Source organism: Aliivibrio wodanis (assembly GCF_052920805.1).
Map to the genome: position 1 here is coordinate 2,872,895 of NZ_JBREXA010000002.1, position 19,606 is coordinate 2,892,500.

The window sequence follows — 19,606 nt, forward strand, 5'->3', positions numbered from 1 at the left end:
TATAAGGGTTTAACTCAAGTATAAGCTAAGTCATTTAGTTGTTGAATTTTTGTTTCAAACAAAGCGATTATTCCTACATAGTAAATAAAACATTTAAGTTAGTTGAGTTATACCAATCAAAAATCTCAACGCAGTTACCGAGTATTTTAATCAGCTAGGATGATCAGTTATTTACTACGATTAGTATTAATATTAGGTATGACTGTAGTGACATAAAAAAGGCCAACATCGAAATGTTGGCCAAAGGTTTGGAAGGAAACCTGAATTAATCTATTTCAAAAACTATGATGCTGATAACATCAATGAATCCGCTTTTGCTTCTAGATTCGAGTTACCCATAAGGTAAGCATCTACTTCTCTAGAGCATTCACGGCCTTCATTAATGCAACGAACAATCAGAGACTGACCGGTACGCATATCACCTGCGGCAAAAACACCTTTTTGATTAGTAGCATAGCCATCGGTTGCTACGTTGCCACGATCATCCAGTTTTATATCTAACTGAGCCAATACACCCGTTGGTTCTGGGTGTAAGAAGCCCATAGCTAAGAATGCTTGATCACAAGGAATCACTCGCTCACTACCAGCAACTTCATCAAATCCTGGACGTTCGCCTGGTTTCGCATCTTGCCAAACGATGTCAGCAATACGAAGACCAGTCACGTTACCTGCATCATCAGAGATAAACTCTTTGGTTAAGATATTCCAATGACGCTCACAGCCTTCTTCGTGAGAAGTGGTTGTTTTCATGATCATTGGATATTGAGGCCAAGGCATATTCGCAGGGCGTTTCTCTGGTGGGATAGGCATGATCTCAACTTGAGTAATACTTGCTGCACCATGACGATTCGACGTACCTACACAGTCAGAACCTGTATCGCCACCACCAATAACAACAACATGCTTACCTTTAGCATGGATCTCTTTAGTTTTAAGATCCATGTTATTAGCACGACGGTTGTTTTGACCTAAGAACTCCATAGCAAAGTGAACGCCATTGAGCTCACGACCAGGAATAGGTAGATCTCTTGGCACTGTCGAACCACCAGTTAGTAAAACCACATCGAAGTCTTGGCGTAGTTGTTGAGCATTAATATCAACACCAATATGAGCATTAACTTCAAACTTGATACCGGCATCAGCCATTAGATTGATTTTACGATCAATGATGTCCATGCCTAACTTGAAGTCAGGAATGCCAAAGCGTAGTAGACCACCAACTTTCTCATCTCGTTCATAGACAGTTACTGAATGACCAGCACTGTTTAACTGTTCAGCCGCGGCTAAACCAGCAGGACCTGAACCGATGATAGCAACCGTTTTACCTGTACGAGAACGAGGTTTCTTTGGTTGTGCGTACCCTTCACGGTACGCGGTTTCTACAATCGTTTTTTCGATATTACAGATAGTGATTGGGTCTTGGTTAATACCAAGAACACAGGCACTTTCACAAGGAGCAGGACACACTCGGCCTGTGAACTCTGGGAAGTTATTGGTCGAACTTAAGATTTTCCACGCTTCCTCCCAGCTATCACGATATACCGCATCGTTAAACTCAGGAATGATGTTACCAATTGGGCAACCGTTATGACAAAACGGAACGCCACAATCCATACAGCGTGATGCTTGTGTGCCAATCTTGTCGGCAAACTCATCATTCAATACAAATTCTTTATTGTCTTGAATTCGAACTGTTGGGTCGAGTTTCTTTGGTAGCTCACGACCATGTTCTAAAAATCCAGTAGGCTTACCCATTATACTGCCTCCACTTCTTCCGTTTGTGCCTGTTGTGCTTCAGCTTTATTCTTTTGAAGAACCGCTTTGTAATCACGCGGCATCACTTTAGCCAGAGAGGCCAAGTTTGCTTCAAAGTTATCTAGGAAAGACTGAGCAACTTCACTTCCTGTGAATTCAACATGCTTAGTTAGCATTTCTAATAGAAGATCTTTATCTTCTTGTTCGATAGGGTCTAGGTCAACAAGTTCTGAATTTAGTTTGGTTTCGAAATCACCAGACTTATCCCAAACATAAGCAACACCACCACTCATACCTGCCGCAAAGTTACGACCTGTAGAGCCAAGGATTAGCGCTACACCACCAGTCATGTATTCACAACCGTGATCACCAACGCCTTCAACCACAACTCGTGCACCTGAGTTACGTACACAGAAACGCTCACCAGCCATACCGCGAATATAAGATTCGCCAGAAGTTGCGCCGTAGAAACAAACGTTACCTACAACAATGTTATCTTCAGCTACAATCGTTGATTTTAGGTTTGGATAAAGAACTAGCGTACCGCCAGATAAGCCTTTACCCCAATAATCATTCGCATCGCCTTCGACTTCAAATTTCACACCTTTCGCAAGGAAAGCCCCTAGACTTTGACCAGCCGAACCGTTGAACTTCACGTTCATTGGTTGTGGCAAACCTTGGTCTTTATAGACTTTTGAAATTTCATTCGACAGCATAGTACCTACACTTCGGTCGGTATTTAGAATATCGAACTCAGCATTAACGGCTTCACCCTTTTCAAGGGCCGGAATAGCGACTTGAATCAGTTTACGATCCAATACGTCTTCTAGATTATGCTGCTGTTTAATTTGGTTATAGATACCATCTTCAGCACGAGGTTGTTCAACGTGTAGTACTGGTGATAAATCTAAGTTTTTGTATTTCCAGTGGCCGATATCATCACGAACTTTCAGTTTATGAGATTGACCAACCATTTCATCAATAGAGCGGAAACCAAGTTCTGCCATCACTTCACGTAGACCTTCAGCCATGTATTGGAAGAAAGTAACTACGTCTTCTACGCGACCGTCAAAGCGCTCACGAAGTGTTTTGTTTTGTGTTGCGATACCAACAGGGCAAGTATTCTTATGACACTTACGCATCATGATACAGCCTTCAACAACAAGAGCTGCTGTTGCTACACCCCATTCTTCAGCACCAAGAAGTGTTGCTACTGCAAGATCTCGAGGTGTTTTCATTTGGCCATCAGACTGAACAACGATACGGTTACGTAACCCATTTTTCAGTAGTGTCTGGTGTGTTTCTGCCAGACCTAGCTCCCATGGAAGACCAGTATGACGAATTGAAGACATTGGAGATGCACACCTGTACCACCATCGAAACCAGCGATAAGTACAACGTCTGCTTTTGCTTTTGCTACACCAGAGGCGATAGTACCAACACCTGCCTCAGATACTAACTTAACGTTAACGCGGCCTTTACGGTTGGCGTTTTTCAGATCGTAAATAAGCTGTGCTAAATCTTCGATTGAATAAATATCATGATGTGGCGGTGGTGAAATCAGACCAACTCCTGGAGTTGAGTGACGTGTTGCACCAATCCAATCATCGACTTTATCACCAGGTAGTTGACCACCTTCGCCAGGTTTCGCACCTTGAGCCATCTTGATTTGCAGCTCATCAGCGTTAGTTAGGTAGTAAGATGTCACACCAAAACGACCAGAAGCCACTTGTTTGATTGCTGAACGTTCCCAGTCACCATTGTCTTTTTTCTCAAAACGAATTGGGTCTTCACCACCTTCACCTGAGTTAGATTTAGCACCGATACGGTTCATAGCAACAGCAAGTGTTGAGTGAGCTTCGTGTGAGATAGAACCAAACGACATTGCACCAGTAGCAAAACGTTTTAGGATTTTCTCAATAGGTTCTACTTCTTCTAAAGGAATAGATCCTGCAGGATTTTTGATGAAATCTAATTGGCTACGCAGTGTTGCTGCATCATCACCTTGGTCATCAACCGCTTTCGCGTATTTCTTGAATTGACCGTAATCTTTATTACGAGTTGATTCTTGAAGTAGAGAAATAGTTTCAGGGTTAAACAGGTGCTTCTCACCACGTTGTTTCCACTGATATACACCGCCCACATCAAGTACTTGAACTGGGATCTCACGAGTTGGATAGCCAACACGGTGACGGATTAGAACTTCTTTTGCGATATCATCAATCGTTAGACCTTGGATACGAGAAACGGTACCGGTGAAGTACTTATCAACCACTGATTTACTGATACCAAGCGCTTCAAAGATTTGAGCACCATGGTATGACTGCAGTGTTGAAATACCCATCTTAGAGAAAATCTTAAGTAGGCCGCCATTAACCCCTTTACGGTAGTTATCAAACAATTCTTTTGGATGAACTGTTGGGTCTAGTTTCTTAACTCGTTGAAGTTCAACAATTGTCTCAATTACTAAGTATGGGTTTACTGCGTTTGCGCCGTAACCAACCAGTGTTGCAAAGTGATGAGTTTCACGAGCATCACCCGTTTCAATCACGATGTCACATTTAGCTCGTAACCCTTTACGGATTAGGTGGTGATGAACCGCACCAACCGCAAGCATTGCAGGGATAGCTGCGTGGTTTGAGTTTACAGCGCGGTCTGTTAGTAGAATGATAGAGTAACCATCGATTACTGCATCTTCAGCATACTGACAGATACGTTTAAGTGCGCGCTCAAGCTTTCCTGAATCTTCATTGGCTTGGAAAACGATATCCAGTGTTTTTGCTTGTAGATGTTCGTTATCAATAGCACGCAGTTTTTCTAGCTCAGAGTTAGAAAGAACTGGTGATTCAAGTTCAACTTTTTGACAGTGCTCAGGTGTTTCAGCAAGTAAGTTTTGGTCTTTACCTAAATAGGTGTTTAGCGACATAACCATACGCTCACGGATCGGGTCGATCGGCGGGTTAGTTACTTGGGCAAACAACTGCTTAAAATAGTTAGATAAATGCTGAGATTGATGAGAAAGGATCGCTAGTGGCCAATCGGCACCCATTGCAGTTAATGGCTCATAAGCCGTTTTTGCTAATGGTAGGATGATCTCATTCACTTCTTCAGAGGTTACACCAAACGCTTGTTGACGGTTGAGTAGACGTTCAGGAGAAGGCTGGCTGAATTGGTTTGTTGCTTCAGGCAGCTTATTTAAGCTTAATAGATTCTCTTCAACCCATTTTTCATAAGGTTGTGATTTCGCAATGCCATCTTTTACTTCTTCATCAGAAATAATACGGCCTTGCTCTAAGTCAGCAACAAAGATACGACCGGGTTGCAGACGACCACGGAACTCAATGTTTTCTGGTGCTATTTTTACAACGCCAGATTCAGATGCCATCACAAGGAAATCATCTTTTGTCACGGTATAACGAGAAGGACGAAGACCATTACGGTCAAGTGTTGCACCAACTTGAACACCATCGGTGAAACAAACAGACGCAGGACCATCCCAAGGTTCCATTACGTTAGCGTGGTATTGATAGAACGCGCGACGTGTAGGATCCATATTTTTATTTTCTTGCCACGCTTCAGGGATCATCATCATTAATGCGTGTGGCAAGCTACGGCCAGAAAGAACAAGCAGTTCTAGCGCCATATCAAAGTTAGATGAATCTGAACTGCCTTCCTGACAAATCGGAAGCAGCATATCCATTTCTTGTTGGCTAAATAGATCGGATTCGATGATAGCTTCACGCGCTTTCATCCAGTTCAAGTTACCACGAACTGTGTTGATCTCACCATTATGAGCAATGTAACGGAATGGTTGAGCTAGACGCCAGCGAGGGAATGTATTAGTAGAGAAACGAGAGTGAACCAGCGCTAATGCCGTCACCATCGTTGGATTTTGTAAGTCTAGGAAGTACTGTGGAACTTGCTCAGTCGTTAATTGACCTTTATAAACAAGTGTTTTGTACGATAGAGAGTTGATGTAGAAGTCATCACCAATGTTCGAAATACTTTCCAAACAGACTCGAACGGTGTAGTTACGAAGAACATACAATTTACGTTCAAGTTCTTCTGGGGTCATTGATGGGCCACCAGAAATAAATACATGCTCAAATTGAGGCTCAGTACTTAGAGGATCGTCGCCTAGCATTGAATTATCGACAGGAAGAACGCGATAGCCAATGATTTCTAAATCAAGACGTTGAGCATTACGTTCTAAAATATCTCTACATTGTTGACGTTTATGCTCATCTTTAGGGAATAAGACAACACCAACACCGTATTTCTCAAAAGATGGCAGTTTAATACCAAGTTTTACGGCTTCTTCTAATAAAAACTCATGAGGTTTTTGTAAAAGAATACCCGCGCCGTCACCACTGCATGGATCACAGCCTTGACCACCACGGTGTTCCATACGAGCAAGCATATCAAGTGCTTGAGTAACCACATCATGAGATTTACGGTTTTTGAGGTGAGCGACAAAACCGATACCACATGCATCATGCTCCAACTCGGGAGTATACATGCCTTGTGTATTCTGCTCTCTATCTACCATAGATACATCCTTCCAGTATTATGCAGACACAACTTCTCTACGTAAGTTTCTGTCTAGTCCTTTGCTAAATTTTAATCGAACTTGCTGTGAGTTAGTCTCAAGAGGTAGCAAGTTTGAATCCATTCTGGTGCTTGCTGGCATCACTTAATATGACGTGCAAACGAACCCAATCCATTGTGATACCTATCAAATACATTTTTATCCGTTGTATTTGTTGTCTGAGGGTAGATATCACTATCGAAACGCCACAACATTCGTGTTGATGGCAAATTAAACTATTTTACGATGTAACTATCCTACATTTTTGTCATATTAAATACCAACGAAAGTTGCACGTAATTTTCACTTTTTTTATTCAAAATGAATAAGTATTTATAATAATTCGGCTTTTTTCGCGTTTAATTGCTAGTTTATGCGTCTTTTATTGATATAAATTACAATTGTGAATGATGGTTTTCGTTATTATTTACGGTCTTTTTTTTACAAACGAGTTAGCAACTTTCACAAATAGAATTGAGACTTCTTTTTATTTGTGAACTAAGTGCTTGATTTACTTAATTGGTTATCGCAATGCAACTTCATGAACTAGCAAATACATTTGGACAGGATTTACAGCGCCGTTATGGTGAAAAAGTACATAAACTCACTCTTCATGGTGGTTTTAGTTGCCCAAATAGAGATGGAACGATTGGAAAGGGTGGGTGTACCTTTTGTAATGTGGCTTCATTTTCTGATGAACAAGAGCAGTTCAAATCGATTCATGATCAGTTAGTAGATAGAGCAGGGGAAGTGCAACGTGCTAAAAAGTACCTTGCTTATTTTCAAGCGTATACGAATACTTTTGCGGAAGTTCAAGTACTTAAAAATATGTACGAAGAAGCACTTAAATCCGCAAATATTGTAGGACTATGTGTCGGAACCCGTCCTGATTGTGTACCTGATGCAGTATTAGACTTATTGAAGGGCTATGTTGATGATGGTTACGAAGTTTGGCTAGAGCTTGGGTTGCAAACGGCCAATGATAAAACCCTAAAACGTATTAATCGAGGCCATGACTTTGCTTGTTATGATGCGATTACTCGTAAAGCAAGAGCGCTTGGCATCAAAGTGTGTACTCACTTAATTATTGGTTTACCCGGCGATACTCAGGAAGACTACCGCACTACATTAGCTAAAGTACTTGAAACAGGAACGGATGGACTAAAATTACATCCTTTGCATATTGTTGAAGGCAGTACTATGGCAAAAGCGTGGCGAGCGGGAAAAATAGAAGCGCCAGAAATGGATGATTATGTCGATGTTGCATGTGAATTAATTCGATTAACCCCTCCAGAAGTTGTGTATCATCGAGTATCTGCGACAGCAAGAAGACCGACACTGCTTTCGCCATTATGGTGTGAACCGCGTTGGTTAGGCTTAACGAATGTTGGTATGGCTTTAAATAACAGAGGTGCACAAGGCTCTTTGATTAACCAACCCTTCAAATATACCGCTCCAGTATTGAAAAAATAACTCAAATAGAGCTAACCCTGATATTATTTAACTGAATACTATCAGGGTGTGTTTATGAAGCAGTTAAAAATTCTCGCGCAATTTTATGTCGATCTCATGGTGAGACTTGGCATCGTTCGTTTTAGTCTCCTACTTGCCATTGCATTAGTCGCATTGGCCGTTATTGTCCAAGTTGGCGTCACGCTTGTATTAAGTGGTGAAGTTAATGATTTGGATATTGTCCGTTCGGTTTTCTTTGGGTTATTAATTACACCTTGGGCTGTCTTTTTCTTATCCGTCGTCGTTGAGCATTTAGAAGACTCACGTCAAAGGCTCTCTAAGCTTGTGAGCAAGATGGAAGAGATGCGTACACGTGATTTAGATTTGAACAAGAAATTACAAGGTAATGTAAAAAAGCTCAACCAAGAAATCGAAGAGCGTGAAAAAGCGGAAGATGCTCGACAAGAAGCGATGGAAGATCTTGAAAATGAAGTCTTTCAACGAGAAAAAGCACAATTAGAATTAGCTGAACAAACGGCACTACTTCGTTCTTACTTAGATACTTCCCCAGATATTATTTATTACCGTAATGACTTAGGTCTTTTTTCTGGCTGTAATAAGGCAATGGAAGACCTAACAGGTAAAACAGAAAAAGAGTTGATCGGTTTATCACCTAAGGATGTATATAACGCAGAAGTAGCAGCCAAAGTTATTGATACCGATAGACAGGTATTGAGAGAAGATCAGGCTCTAACTTATGAGCAATGGCTCGACTATCCTGATGGGAGAAAAGCGTGTTTTGAGCTCAGTAAAATCCCGTTCTACAGTAAGTCAGGCCGTCATCTTGGTCTTGTTGGTTTTGGGCGAGATATAACGGAACGTAAAGAGTATGAGGACGCATTACAAAAAGCCAGCCGTGATAAAACAACCTTCATTTCTACCATAAGCCATGAGTTACGTACTCCACTAAATGGCATTGTTGGTTTAAGCCGTATGTTGTTAGATACCCGTCTTGATGATGAACAACATAATTACATGAGAACCATTAATGTTAGTGCAATCACTCTCGGTAATATTTTTAACGACATTATTGATATGGATAAATTTGATCGTCGTAAATTAGAACTGCTACCTAAACCGCTTGATTTCATAAGCTTTGTTACTGAGATGGAAAATATTTCAGGTTTAATGGCTGAGCAGAAAGGATTACGCTTTGATCTTGAAAGGCTCTCTGATTTACCCGCTAATATTAGTGTCGATAGTACACGATTACGACAGGTGCTTTGGAACTTGATCGGTAATGCGACTAAGTTCACCAAAGAAGGCAGCGTTGTGATGTCAGTTGGCGCAGAGATCCATTCAGACAGTGCCGAGATTACCTTTGAGGTTGAAGATACCGGTATTGGGATCCCTGAATCTGAGTTAGATAATGTTTTTGCCATGTATTATCAAGTTAAGCAAGGGAAAGATAACTTACATGCAGTAGGCACAGGTATTGGATTAGCAGTATCTAAAGAGTTAATAAATCTAATGGGAGGAGATATCACTGTAAGTAGTGATATTGGTTTTGGTAGTACGTTTATCATTACGATTAACGTGCCATTGGTTGATCATGCTGAAGAAGAAGAGGCGATGCCTGAAACGAAAAGTGCTAAGTCATTACGTATCTTCATGCTTGAAGATATAGAATTGAATGTTACTGTTGCCCGTTCATTACTTGAGAGCCTTGGTCATACCGTAGATGTTGCTATGTGCGGTGAAGATGCCATTAAGCAATTTGATCCAACTAAATACGACCTAGCCTTACTGGATATTCAATTGCCAGACATGACAGGCTTTGATGTTGCCCAAGCTTTCAGAGAAAAATTTGATGAGTTACCCCCATTGGTGGCGTTAACTGCAAATTTATTAAAAGAGAAAGATGAATATTTTGAAAAAGGGATGGATGAAGCGATCAGTAAACCACTCAGTGTGAAAGCTTTAACTGAGGTTCTTGATCTCTTCTCAATGTCGGATAAGAAAGTACCACAGAAAAAATCAATACCAATAGCAGTGGTAAAGACGACAGAGCAACTAGAGAATGAACAGTTGATTGATCGTTTGTTAGATATAGAAATGCTAGAGTCTTATATTGATATTGTTGGAACCAAACCGGTTTATAGCAGTATTGAAATGTTTGAAAAAAGTATGAAAGAGTATATTCAAATATTAGATACCAATATGACAGCAAGAGATCAAGACGGTATTGTGTTTGAAACTCATAAAATGAAAGGGGCGGCGGGCTCTATTGGATTGAAGCATATTCAACAAGTCGCTCAAAAAGCACAATCACCAGATCTACCAGCATGGTGGGAAAACATTGATGATTGGGTTGAAGAAATCAAAAATGAATATGAAAATGATATTCAAATATTAAAAAGCTGGCTAGAGCAGCAAGATAAATAAGGAATATGATGAGAAAGATACTATTAGCCTCAGTAATGATGGTTGCATTATCGGGGTGTCAAATGACATCTCAGCCACAAGTTGATTGGAAACAAGATAATAAAATTGAAGTGGTGGATGCTCAAATTCAGCTTAATTCAGCGGTATGGGTTGACCAGATGCCTACCATTGGTGAAGAAAGAGACGAGAGTAAAGTTAATTTTGCTCTGACGTTAACATCAGAACAGGTAATCGCTCCTGAGTTAGTTATTAATACTGTGGTTGTTCGCCAAGGCACTCAATCATGGGAAATGGCAGAAAGTGAGTTTGAAGTACGAGTACACGATAATCATACTTGGGAGATTGCAGGCCAATCTTTCTATGATATTGATGTAAACAAGGGGATTGATATTGCGATCGAAACTAATGATGAGTGGATCATTGAAACAGAAATTAAAATAGATACGGTTTATTAATACCAATAATAGTCAGTTCGATGATCTATTTATTACGCCGAAAAGTCGTACTTGCTTAAAATAAAAAAAAGCCCAACTAACGATAGTGAACTGACCCCCAATAATTGGACAACCAATTACTGAGGGTCTTTTTTATGTCCAAATATAGTCGTGAGCTAAAACTAATTATTGCTAAGCAGTGCTTAGTTAGTCGTACATCAATTCAATTATCTAAAGAATATTCGATATCTGCTCGTCAGATACGATATTGGACTCAAGTATTTTCTATCCATGGTAAAAACTCATTTTTACCAACTACACATGCCGATAATGCCAAAACAAAATTACAAGCATTGAAATTAATGTGGACTAACAGTTGGTCTCTCACTCACACTAGTGCAGTATTAAACTTATCCTCCCCTGGCACGCTATCAGTCTGGCTTAAAACATATAATGAAGCGGGGTTTAAGGGACTCAAGAATAGCAATATAGGAAGGCCTTCAATGAAATCATTATCCAATACTACACAAAAATCAGATGACGAAATGACCATTGAAGAGCTAAGAGAAGAGTTAAGTTATTTACGAACAGAGAATGCTGTTCTAAAAAAGTTCGAAGAGCTGAAACAGAAAAAACGCCAACAAACAAAGAAAAAGCGTTAATTGTTTTAGCTCTCAAAGCTAATTACCCTTTAAAATATTTACTTCGTATCACCAGTTTGGCAAAAAGTGTCTTCTATTATCAGGCTCAAATAAGTAGAAGGCCTGATACTTATGAGCATGAGTTAGAGATGATTGAGTCTATCTACCATGAACATAAAGGACGTTATGGCTATCGACGGATCCATTTAGCTATGCGAAGAAAAGGTGTAGAGCTGAATCATAAAACAGTACAAAGGCTGATGGCGCAACTAAACCTAAAATCTATAGTAAGACCCAAAAAATATCGTTCTTATCGAGGAGAGGTGGGTAAATCAGTCCCAAATGTACTTGAAAGGGATTTTAGTGCTACGAAACCAGATGAGAAATGGGTAACCGATGTAACAGAATTTAAAGTTAACGGACAAAAAGTTTACCTATCGCCAGTGGTTGATTTATTCAATCAAGAAGTTATCGCTTATAAAGTGACAAAGAATGCACGTTTACCGCTAGTCACGGATATGCTTAAAGAAGCAATAGGCAAACTAAGTAAGGGCTCGAAGCCAATTTTACACAGTGATCAAGGTTGGCAATATCGACATAAGACTTATCAACAGGAACTTGTAAAGCATAGGCTTCAACAAAGTATGTCTAGAAAAGGAAACTGCTTAGATAATGCAGTAGCTGAAAATTTCTTTGGTTTACTTAAAACTGAAATGTATCATGGATACATCTTCAAGGATGCAGATGAGTTAATAGAAAAGATCGAAGAATATATCGAGTATTACAATACGAAGCGGATTAAGGTAAAACTAAAAGGCCTGACTCCGATAGAATATCGAAACCAGGCCTTACAAGCCGCTTAACTAAAATGTCCAACTTAACGGGGTCACTTCAATAGCTGGGCTTTTTTATTTATTCATTTATAGGAGAGTCTTATAGCTCTTCTAAATCACCACAGAAGCGGTAGCCTTCACCGTGAATAGTAGCAATGATCTCTGGAGTATCAGTTACTGACTCAAAGTGTTTACGGATACGACGAATTGTCACATCAACAGTACGGTCATGTGGCTTAAGCTCACGACCTGTCATTTTCTTCAGAAGATCAGCACGAGTCTGGATCTTTCCTGGGTTTTCACAGAAATGAAGTAACGCACGGAACTCTGAGCGAGGAAGCTTGTAGCTTTCGCCGCTAGGACTTACAAGAGATCGGCTGTTAATTTCAACTGTCCAACCATTGAACTCATAGCGTTCAACAGTTTTTTTATCTTCAACCGCAGTGCTTTGATTCATTGAACGAGTTAATAAGTTACGCGCACGAATAGTTAATTCGCGAGGGTTGAATGGCTTAGTGATGTAATCATCAGCACCAATTTCTAGACCTAAAATCTTATCAACTTCATTGTCTCGACCTGTTAGGAACATTAGAGCCATATCGCCACGCTCACGAAGTTCACGAGCAAGAAGAAGGCCATTTTTACCTGGTAGGTTGATATCCATAATCACAAGGTTAAGTTGTTGCTCAGAAAGCACACTGTGCATCTCTTCGCCGTCACTCGCTTCAAAAACATTGTAGCCTTCGGCTTCAAAAATGCTTTTTAGTGTATTACGAGTTACGTGTTCATCTTCAACGATTAGGATCTGAGGGGTTTGCATGGGCGGTACCTAACTAACTGATTAAAGTCAAAAGTAGAATTAAGGGTATTAATTCTATAATAAAAAATTTACAAATAGGAATAGATTCTTCAATACTCAACTAAAATGTTAAGAGAAGAATAGAAACCTAAACGGTACGCCATCCTTGGTGGTTGTTATTGAATATATACCCAATAACACGATAAAGCTCTAATTTTGTGAGCTACTAGCTGAAACTCCATTAGAAAGGAGATTTTAATCCTTTAACACCACTCTAACAATAAGCGATTTTTATTTCCATACATTTTATTGATTTAAGTCAATAGCAACCGATGTCAATCCAGTGTAGTAATAAATATAGGGACATATCTATATCAAAATTGTAAATATCTATGCGTTTTTGAGCTAAGATTTTTAACAAGTGTTGTTATTGTAGAGTCAATTTTACAAACAAGGAGAAAATAAAATGGATTTATTACCAGATATTTGTGATCAATTTGAAGAAAAAGTGCAGTTGATTGATATTGAATTTAAAAACTATGGTGGAAAAACGTGCTTTTATGGCGAAATTGTAACGGTACGTTGCTATCAAGATAATTCTTTAGTAAGGGAGGTTTTACAAGAAAATGGTAAAGGAAAAATTTTATTTATTGATGGCAATGGATCTTGTCAAAAAGCGTTACTTGGTGATCAGGTAGCCTCACTTGCAGTCAAAAATCAATGGGAAGGCGTCATTGTGTATGGTGCGGTACGGGATGTAGGAGCAATACGCACAATGAAATTAGGGTTAAAGGCATTAAGTGCTTCTCCTTTTAAAACGGAAAAAAGAGGGGCTGGAGAGCAGCAAGTATCAGTTACGATAAATGCTCAAATAATATCTCCAGGTGATTATATTTATGCAGATCTTAATGGTGTTTTAATGAGTAAGGATCTATTAATTTAGCTTTGCTTTATAAAATAAGTTGCGTGATTATTTTTATTATTCAATAGTTTGGTGATTTATTTGTATATTTTTCTAAGCGAATAAATAAACTTTTCATTGACTTATTAGAGGAAAGTAAGGTAAATGTTACTTAACACACACATTTATCTTAGAATTTACTATATGTTTATTATCAGCTCTACGATTATTACCACAACAATTACCGGCACCATGGTTGCTGGGGTGGGCTGATACGTATAAGTATTTTAAAAAGCCCGCTCTGATAACCAGGGCGGGTTTTTTTTTGCAATTTTGTTACTAATTCTTAACTGTATTCTTTTATTATTGACCGAAAAGGTTATTATGCTAGAAGCAGTAAGGATACTGCAGTAACACTCGTTTTTAGGGAGGATAGAAATGCGAGTATTAAAATTTGGTGGTTCGTCATTAGCTGATTCAGATCGTTTTTTACGTGCCGCAGATATTATTGCCAATAATGCACAACAACAAGACGTTTCTGTTGTTTTATCGGCACCAGGAAAAGTAACTAATAAATTAGTCTCTGTGGTGGATAATGTTCTTACCAATGGGGAAGCCGAATTACAGATTTTAGAGTTAGAATCTGTATTCGTTCAGCTATTTAACGACATCTCAGCAATTCTTCCACAAATTGATCTTAAAACGCTTGAAAACAAGCTAAAAGATTCACTTTCTCAGCTTCGTCAATACGTTCACGGTATTACCCTATTAGGTATGTGTCCGGATAACGTTTATGCAAAAATCATCAGCAAAGGTGAGCGAATTTCAATCGTAGTGATGAAAGCCGTACTTGAAGCAAAAGGTCAGCCAGCTAGCTTGATTGACCCTGTTAAGTATTTATATGCTCGCGGTGATTTTCTTGAAGCAGCAGTAGATGTTGATATTTCTACACTCAATTTTAAAAATGAGCCATTACCAGTAGGCCACGTTAATATCATGCCAGGCTTTACTGCCGGTAATGAGAAAGGTGAATTAGTTACCTTAGGTCGTAATGGTTCTGATTATTCAGCAGCAGTCTTAGCGGCATGTCTTCGCGCAGAGTGTTGTGAGATCTGGACTGATGTTGATGGTGTTTATAATTGTGACCCTCGTTTAGTTGATGACGCACGTTTATTAAAATCATTAAGCTATCAAGAAGCTATGGAGCTGTCTTATTTTGGTGCTTCTGTGCTGCATCCAAAAACCATCGCTCCTATCGCGCAATTCCATATCCCTTGCTTAATTAAAAACAGCTTTAACCCTCAAGGTCCAGGTACATTAATTGGTCAAGATACAGGTGAAGATAATCTAGCGATTAAAGGCATCACAACATTAAACAACCTAACAATGGTTAATGTTAGTGGACCAGGTATGAAAGGCATGGTTGGCATGGCAAGCCGTGTATTTGGTGCGATGTCGACTTCTGGTATCTCTATTGTTCTGATTACGCAATCTTCTTCAGAGTACAGCATCAGCTTTTGTATTGAAGCAGAAGACAAGTCTCAAGCAGAGCAAGTTTTAAGAGAAGCATTCGAGCTTGAATTAAAAGATGGCTTATTAGAGCCAGTAGAATTTACGGATAATGTAGCGATTGTTACTCTAGTCGGTGATGGAATGCGCACCTCAAAAGGCGTGGCATCTCAATTTTTCACCTCTTTAACTGAAGTAAACGTTAATATTATTGCAATCGCACAAGGATCTTCAGAACGCGCTATTTCAGCGGTTATCCCTGAAGATAAGATCTCTGAATCAATCAAAGCGTGTCATGAAAACTTATTTAATAGTAAGCACTTCTTAGATGTGTTTGTTGTTGGTGTCGGTGGTGTTGGTGGTGAGTTAGTTGATCAGATTCAACGTCAGCAACCAAAACTTGCAGAAAAAGGCATTGAGATCCGTGTTTGTGGCCTAGCAAATAGTCGTGGGTTGTTGCTTGATAGCAAAGGCATCCCGTTAGATAACTGGCGTGATCGTATGAATAATACGACAGAAGAGTTTAGTCTTGCTCGTTTAATTGCCTTGGTGCAGCGCAACCATATTATTAACCCTGTAATTATTGATTGTACGTCAGATCATGGTATTGCTGCTCAATACGTGGATTTCTTATCTGCGGGTTTCCATGTCATTACCCCAAACAAGAAAGCTAATACAGATTCAATGGCGTATTACCATCAGTTACGTAATGCCGCTCGTGGTACTCGTCGTAAGTTTATGTATGAGACAACAGTAGGCGCAGGTCTACCAGTCATTGAAAACCTTCAGAATTTGATTGCTGCAGGTGATGAACTAGTGAAGTTTAATGGTATTTTATCTGGTTCTTTATCTTACATTTTCGGTAAGTTAGATGAAGGGATGTCATTAAGCGAAGCGACTAATGTTGCTAAACAAAATGGCTTTACTGAGCCAGATCCTCGTGACGATCTTTCTGGTATGGATGTCGCTCGTAAACTACTTATTCTTGCTCGTGAATCTGGTCTAGAAATTGAGTTAGATGATGTCGAAGTTGAGCAAGCATTACCACCAGGTTTTGATGACTCTGGCACGGTTGAAGAGTTTATGGCTCGTCTTCCAGAAGCGAATGAATACTTTGCTAAAGAGTCGGCAAAAGCGGCAGAGGAAGGGAAAGTATTACGTTATGTTGGTGAGATTCTAGAAGGAAAATGTAAGGTTCGTATCGCAGCTGTTGATGGCGATGATCCTATGTTTAAAATTAAAGATGGTGAAAATGCCTTAGCTTTCTATAGTCGTTATTATCAACCGATCCCACTGGTATTACGTGGTTACGGTGCTGGTACAGAAGTGACTGCAGCAGGTGTGTTCTCGGACTTAATGCGTACCCTTGGTTGGAAATTAGGAGTATAAAAATGAGTGTTGTTGTTTATGCTCCAGCATCAATTGGTAATGTTAGTGTCGGCTTTGATGTGTTAGGGGCGGCAGTTTCACCGATTGATGGCACATTGCTAGGTGATCGTGTTTTAGTTGAATTAGGAACAGAAGCTTTCACTTTAGCAACAGCGGGTAGTTTTGTAGATAAGCTGCCTGAAGATCCAAAAGAAAATATTGTTTATGATTGCTGGCGTGTATTTGCAAGAGAGCTTGCGAAAAAAGGCATTGAGCTTAAACAGATTCATATGGTGCTTGAGAAGAACATGCCAATTGGTTCTGGGCTTGGTTCTAGTGCCTGTTCGATTGTGGCCGCATTAGATGCATTGAATCTATTTCATGATAAACCATTAACTGACATGGAAGTGTTGGCGCTAATGGGTGAGATGGAAGGGCAGATATCTGGTGGTATTCACTATGATAATGTTGCCCCTTGTTATCTTGGTGGCCTGCAATTAATGGTTGAAGAGCTCGGTATTATCAGCCAAGAAGTCCCGTGTTTTGATGAGTGGTATTGGGTGATGGCATACCCAGGAATTAAAGTATCAACGGCAGAAGCGCGTGAGATTTTACCTTCTCAATATCGCCGTCAGGATGTGATAGCACATGGTCGTAACTTAGCAGGCTTTATTCATGCATGTTATTCAAAGCAACCAGAGTTAGCTGCAAAAATGATCAAAGATGTGGTGGCAGAACCCTATCGTGAGCGCTTATTACCTAATTTTGCTCAAGCGCGCGAATACGCAGCTTCAGCAGGAGCACTGACAACCGGTATTTCAGGATCAGGCCCAACACTATTTAGCATCTGTAAAGATAAAGACGTAGCAGATCGAGTTTCTCGTTGGCTACAAGAAAATTATGTTCAAAATGATGAAGGATTTGTCCATGTTTGTCGTTTAGATAAGCAAGGCTCACAAGTAACAGGAAGTAAACTATGAAGCTGTATAACATAAAAGAAAATGATGAGCAGGTCTCTTTTGGCCAAGCGGTTCGCCAAGGCCTAGGTCGTAACCAAGGACTGTTTTTCCCATCAGAATTACCTAAGTTTGATGATGTTGATGCGCTTCTAGCTGAAGACTTTATATCGCGTAGTACTAAGATCCTATCTGCATTTATTGGTGATGAATTATCACAAGAGACAGTGAGAAGCATGGTTGAAAATGCCTTTCAATTCCCTGCGCCAATTCATGCTGTAAAAGAGGGTGTTTATGCTCTTGAGTTATTTCATGGTCCGACGTTAGCGTTTAAAGATTTTGGTGGCCGTTTTATGGCGCAATCTTTAGCTGCGGTAACTGAAGGTAATGAGCAAATTACAATTCTAACCGCAACATCAGGTGATACTGGTGCGGCTGTTGCTCATGCATTCTATGGTATGGAAAATATCAAGGTAGTTATCCTTTATCCGAAAGGTAAGATCAGCCCACTGCAAGAGAAATTATTTTGTACGTTAGGTAAGAATATTCACACCGTCGCTGTTGATGGTGACTTTGATGATTGTCAGGCGCTAGTTAAGCAATCTTTTGATGATGCAGAGTTACGTAAAGAGGTGGGATTGAATTCAGCAAATTCAATTAACATCAGTCGTTTAATGGCGCAAATCTGTTACTACTTTGAAGCGGTATCTCAACTGCCAAAAGAGAAACGTGATGATGTCGTTATTTCAGTACCAAGCGGTAATTTTGGTAACTTAACGGCAGGTTTATTAGCTAAATCGCTTGGCTTACCAGTGAAACGCTTTATCGCTGCAACTAATGTGAATGACACAGTTCCGCGTTACCTTGAAACGGGTAAGTGGGAGCCGAAAACGACGATTCCAACGATTTCTAATGCAATGGATGTGAGCCAACCAAACAATTGGCCTCGAATTGAAGAGCTATGTCAGCGTTTAGGTTGGGGATTAGAAACTCTTGGTAAAGGTGCAGTAACGGATGAGCAAAGCGCTGAAACACTAAAAGCTATGAATGCTGAAGGTTATTTATGTGAGCCTCATGGTGCCATCGCTTATCGTATTCTTGAAGAGCAGCTTAATGAAGGTGAGACAGGGCTTTTCTTATGTACAGCACATCCGGCGAAATTTAAAGAAGTCGTGGATGATATCCTAGGTGGCGATCTTGAGTTGCCAGCCCCATTAGCGAAACATAATGCGATGGAACTATTATCTGAAGATCTTGCTAACGATTTTGATGCATTAAAAGCAGTACTTCGTAAAGTACAGTAACTAAAAGTATTAATAATAAAACTAAAATAGCACATCATAATTAGTTGATGTGCTATTTATGAAAAAGCCTCTTAAATACAGACTAAATAAGTCATTATTTAAGAGGCTTTTTTAAGCATAAAAAAACGGCACTCATGAGCAATGAGTGCCGTTTTTATTGCATTCAATTCACTCTAAAATTATAGAGTTTCAGTGAATGTACGTGCGATAACGTCTTTTTGTTGTTCAGTAGTTAGAGAGTTGAAACGCACAGCATAACCAGAAACACGGATAGTCAGTTGTGGGTAGTTCTCTGGGTGCTTAACAGCATCTTCTAATGTATCACGTTGTAGAACGTTCACATTTAGGTGCTGACCACCTTCAATTTTTGGTGCTTTTTCAATTGCAACGTCACGGCTTTCGTATTCGCCTAGTTCGTTTGCAGCAATAACTTGGTCAGCTTCAAAGCCAGTAGTTGCAACAACACAACGAGCTTCGTTTTTCTCGCTATCTAGTAGCCAGATTGAATTAAGAAGATCGTCATTTGCAGCTTTAGTAATTTGGATACCTGTGATCATTTTACTTTCTCCTAGTCCACTTTGTGGTTATTTTGTAAATATCTATGGGTCACATTATATACAT

General features: G+C 39.7%; 11 protein-coding genes and 2 pseudogenes. 9 read left to right on the forward strand and 4 right to left on the reverse strand.

Annotation, left to right across the window (positions count from 1 at the left end):
* Positions 1-282 precede the first annotated feature (282 nt).
* Together ACU5DF_RS21390 and gltB are read right to left on the reverse strand one after the other, a co-directional pair.
* Entirely contained in the window at positions 283-1,755 is a 1,473-nt protein-coding gene (locus ACU5DF_RS21390) for a glutamate synthase subunit beta (RefSeq protein WP_446714103.1), read from the reverse strand.
* Positions 1,755-6,304: pseudogene (gene gltB, locus ACU5DF_RS21395) on the reverse strand (glutamate synthase large subunit). Before gltB ends, ACU5DF_RS21390 begins: the two are co-directional and overlap by 1 nt.
* 570 nt (positions 6,305-6,874) lie before the next feature.
* Between gltB and mnmL the strand changes: the two are divergent.
* The 5 genes and pseudogenes from mnmL to ACU5DF_RS21420 form a co-directional block, all read left to right on the forward strand.
* The gene (gene mnmL / locus ACU5DF_RS21400; RefSeq protein ID WP_446714104.1) at positions 6,875-7,816 is read left to right on the forward strand and encodes a tRNA modification radical SAM protein MnmL/YtqA; all 942 of its coding nucleotides are present in this window, start codon (positions 6,875-6,877) and stop codon (positions 7,814-7,816) included.
* A 54-nt stretch (positions 7,817-7,870) separates the two neighbouring features.
* Complete coding sequence (gene arcB, locus ACU5DF_RS21405; RefSeq protein ID WP_446714105.1) at positions 7,871-10,240, forward strand: aerobic respiration two-component sensor histidine kinase ArcB; 2,370 nt, start codon at positions 7,871-7,873, stop codon at positions 10,238-10,240.
* A 62-nt stretch (positions 10,241-10,302) separates the two neighbouring features.
* Entirely contained in the window at positions 10,303-10,695 is a 393-nt protein-coding gene (locus tag ACU5DF_RS21410; RefSeq protein WP_446714106.1) for a hypothetical protein, read from the forward strand.
* A gap of 134 nt (positions 10,696-10,829) precedes the next feature.
* Positions 10,830-11,336 (forward strand): helix-turn-helix domain-containing protein, encoded by a 507-nt coding sequence (locus ACU5DF_RS21415; protein ID WP_446711711.1) that lies wholly within the window; start codon positions 10,830-10,832, stop codon positions 11,334-11,336.
* Positions 11,300-12,178: pseudogene (locus ACU5DF_RS21420) on the forward strand (IS3 family transposase); the annotation flags it as partial. The gene ACU5DF_RS21415 and the pseudogene ACU5DF_RS21420, both read left to right, overlap by 37 nt.
* A 70-nt stretch (positions 12,179-12,248) precedes the next feature.
* On the opposite strand, the gene arcA reads toward ACU5DF_RS21420, so the two are convergent.
* A complete protein-coding gene (gene arcA, locus ACU5DF_RS21425; protein WP_446714107.1) occupies positions 12,249-12,968 on the reverse strand; it encodes a two-component system response regulator ArcA in 720 nt (239 codons plus the stop codon).
* 445 nt (positions 12,969-13,413) lie between these two features.
* Between arcA and ACU5DF_RS21430 the strand changes: the two genes are divergently transcribed.
* From ACU5DF_RS21430 to thrC, 4 genes are all read left to right on the forward strand, one after another.
* Positions 13,414-13,890 carry a putative 4-hydroxy-4-methyl-2-oxoglutarate aldolase gene (locus ACU5DF_RS21430; RefSeq protein ID WP_446714108.1) on the forward strand — a complete coding sequence of 159 codons (477 nt, stop codon included), beginning with the start codon at positions 13,414-13,416 and terminating at the stop codon, positions 13,888-13,890.
* Between the two features lie 396 nt (positions 13,891-14,286).
* Positions 14,287-16,746 carry a bifunctional aspartate kinase/homoserine dehydrogenase I gene (gene thrA / locus ACU5DF_RS21435; RefSeq protein ID WP_446714109.1) on the forward strand — a complete coding sequence of 820 codons (2,460 nt, stop codon included), beginning with the start codon at positions 14,287-14,289 and terminating at the stop codon, positions 16,744-16,746.
* Positions 16,747-16,748: 2 nt separating this feature from the next.
* A complete protein-coding gene (gene thrB, locus ACU5DF_RS21440) occupies positions 16,749-17,705 on the forward strand; it encodes a homoserine kinase (protein WP_446714110.1) in 957 nt (318 codons plus the stop codon).
* Complete coding sequence (gene thrC, locus ACU5DF_RS21445) at positions 17,702-18,985, forward strand: threonine synthase (protein WP_446714111.1); 1,284 nt, start codon at positions 17,702-17,704, stop codon at positions 18,983-18,985. The genes thrB and thrC overlap by 4 nt, the downstream gene beginning before the upstream one ends.
* A 179-nt stretch (positions 18,986-19,164) precedes the next feature.
* On the opposite strand, the gene grcA is transcribed toward thrC, so the two are convergent.
* Positions 19,165-19,542: an autonomous glycyl radical cofactor GrcA gene (gene grcA / locus ACU5DF_RS21450; RefSeq protein ID WP_446714112.1), complete on the reverse strand. Its 378-nt coding sequence runs from the start codon at positions 19,540-19,542 to the stop codon at positions 19,165-19,167.
* Positions 19,543-19,606: the final 64 nt, after the last annotated feature.

Coding starts and splice junctions, on each gene's coding strand:
- ACU5DF_RS21390 (WP_446714103.1), bottom strand. CDS start 1,755: ATGGGTAAGCCTACTGGATTTTTAGAACATGGTCGTGAGCTACCAAAG.
- grcA (WP_446714112.1), bottom strand. CDS start 19,542: ATGATCACAGGTATCCAAATTACTAAAGCTGCAAATGACGATCTTCTT.
- ACU5DF_RS21430 (WP_446714108.1), top strand. CDS start 13,414: ATGGATTTATTACCAGATATTTGTGATCAATTTGAAGAAAAAGTGCAG.
- thrC (WP_446714111.1), top strand. CDS start 17,702: ATGAAGCTGTATAACATAAAAGAAAATGATGAGCAGGTCTCTTTTGGC.
- thrB (WP_446714110.1), top strand. CDS start 16,749: ATGAGTGTTGTTGTTTATGCTCCAGCATCAATTGGTAATGTTAGTGTC.
- thrA (WP_446714109.1), top strand. CDS start 14,287: ATGCGAGTATTAAAATTTGGTGGTTCGTCATTAGCTGATTCAGATCGT.
- arcA (WP_446714107.1), bottom strand. CDS start 12,968: ATGCAAACCCCTCAGATCCTAATCGTTGAAGATGAACACGTAACTCGT.
- mnmL (WP_446714104.1), top strand. CDS start 6,875: ATGCAACTTCATGAACTAGCAAATACATTTGGACAGGATTTACAGCGC.
- ACU5DF_RS21410 (WP_446714106.1), top strand. CDS start 10,303: ATGACATCTCAGCCACAAGTTGATTGGAAACAAGATAATAAAATTGAA.
- arcB (WP_446714105.1), top strand. CDS start 7,871: ATGAAGCAGTTAAAAATTCTCGCGCAATTTTATGTCGATCTCATGGTG.
- ACU5DF_RS21415 (WP_446711711.1), top strand. CDS start 10,830: ATGTCCAAATATAGTCGTGAGCTAAAACTAATTATTGCTAAGCAGTGC.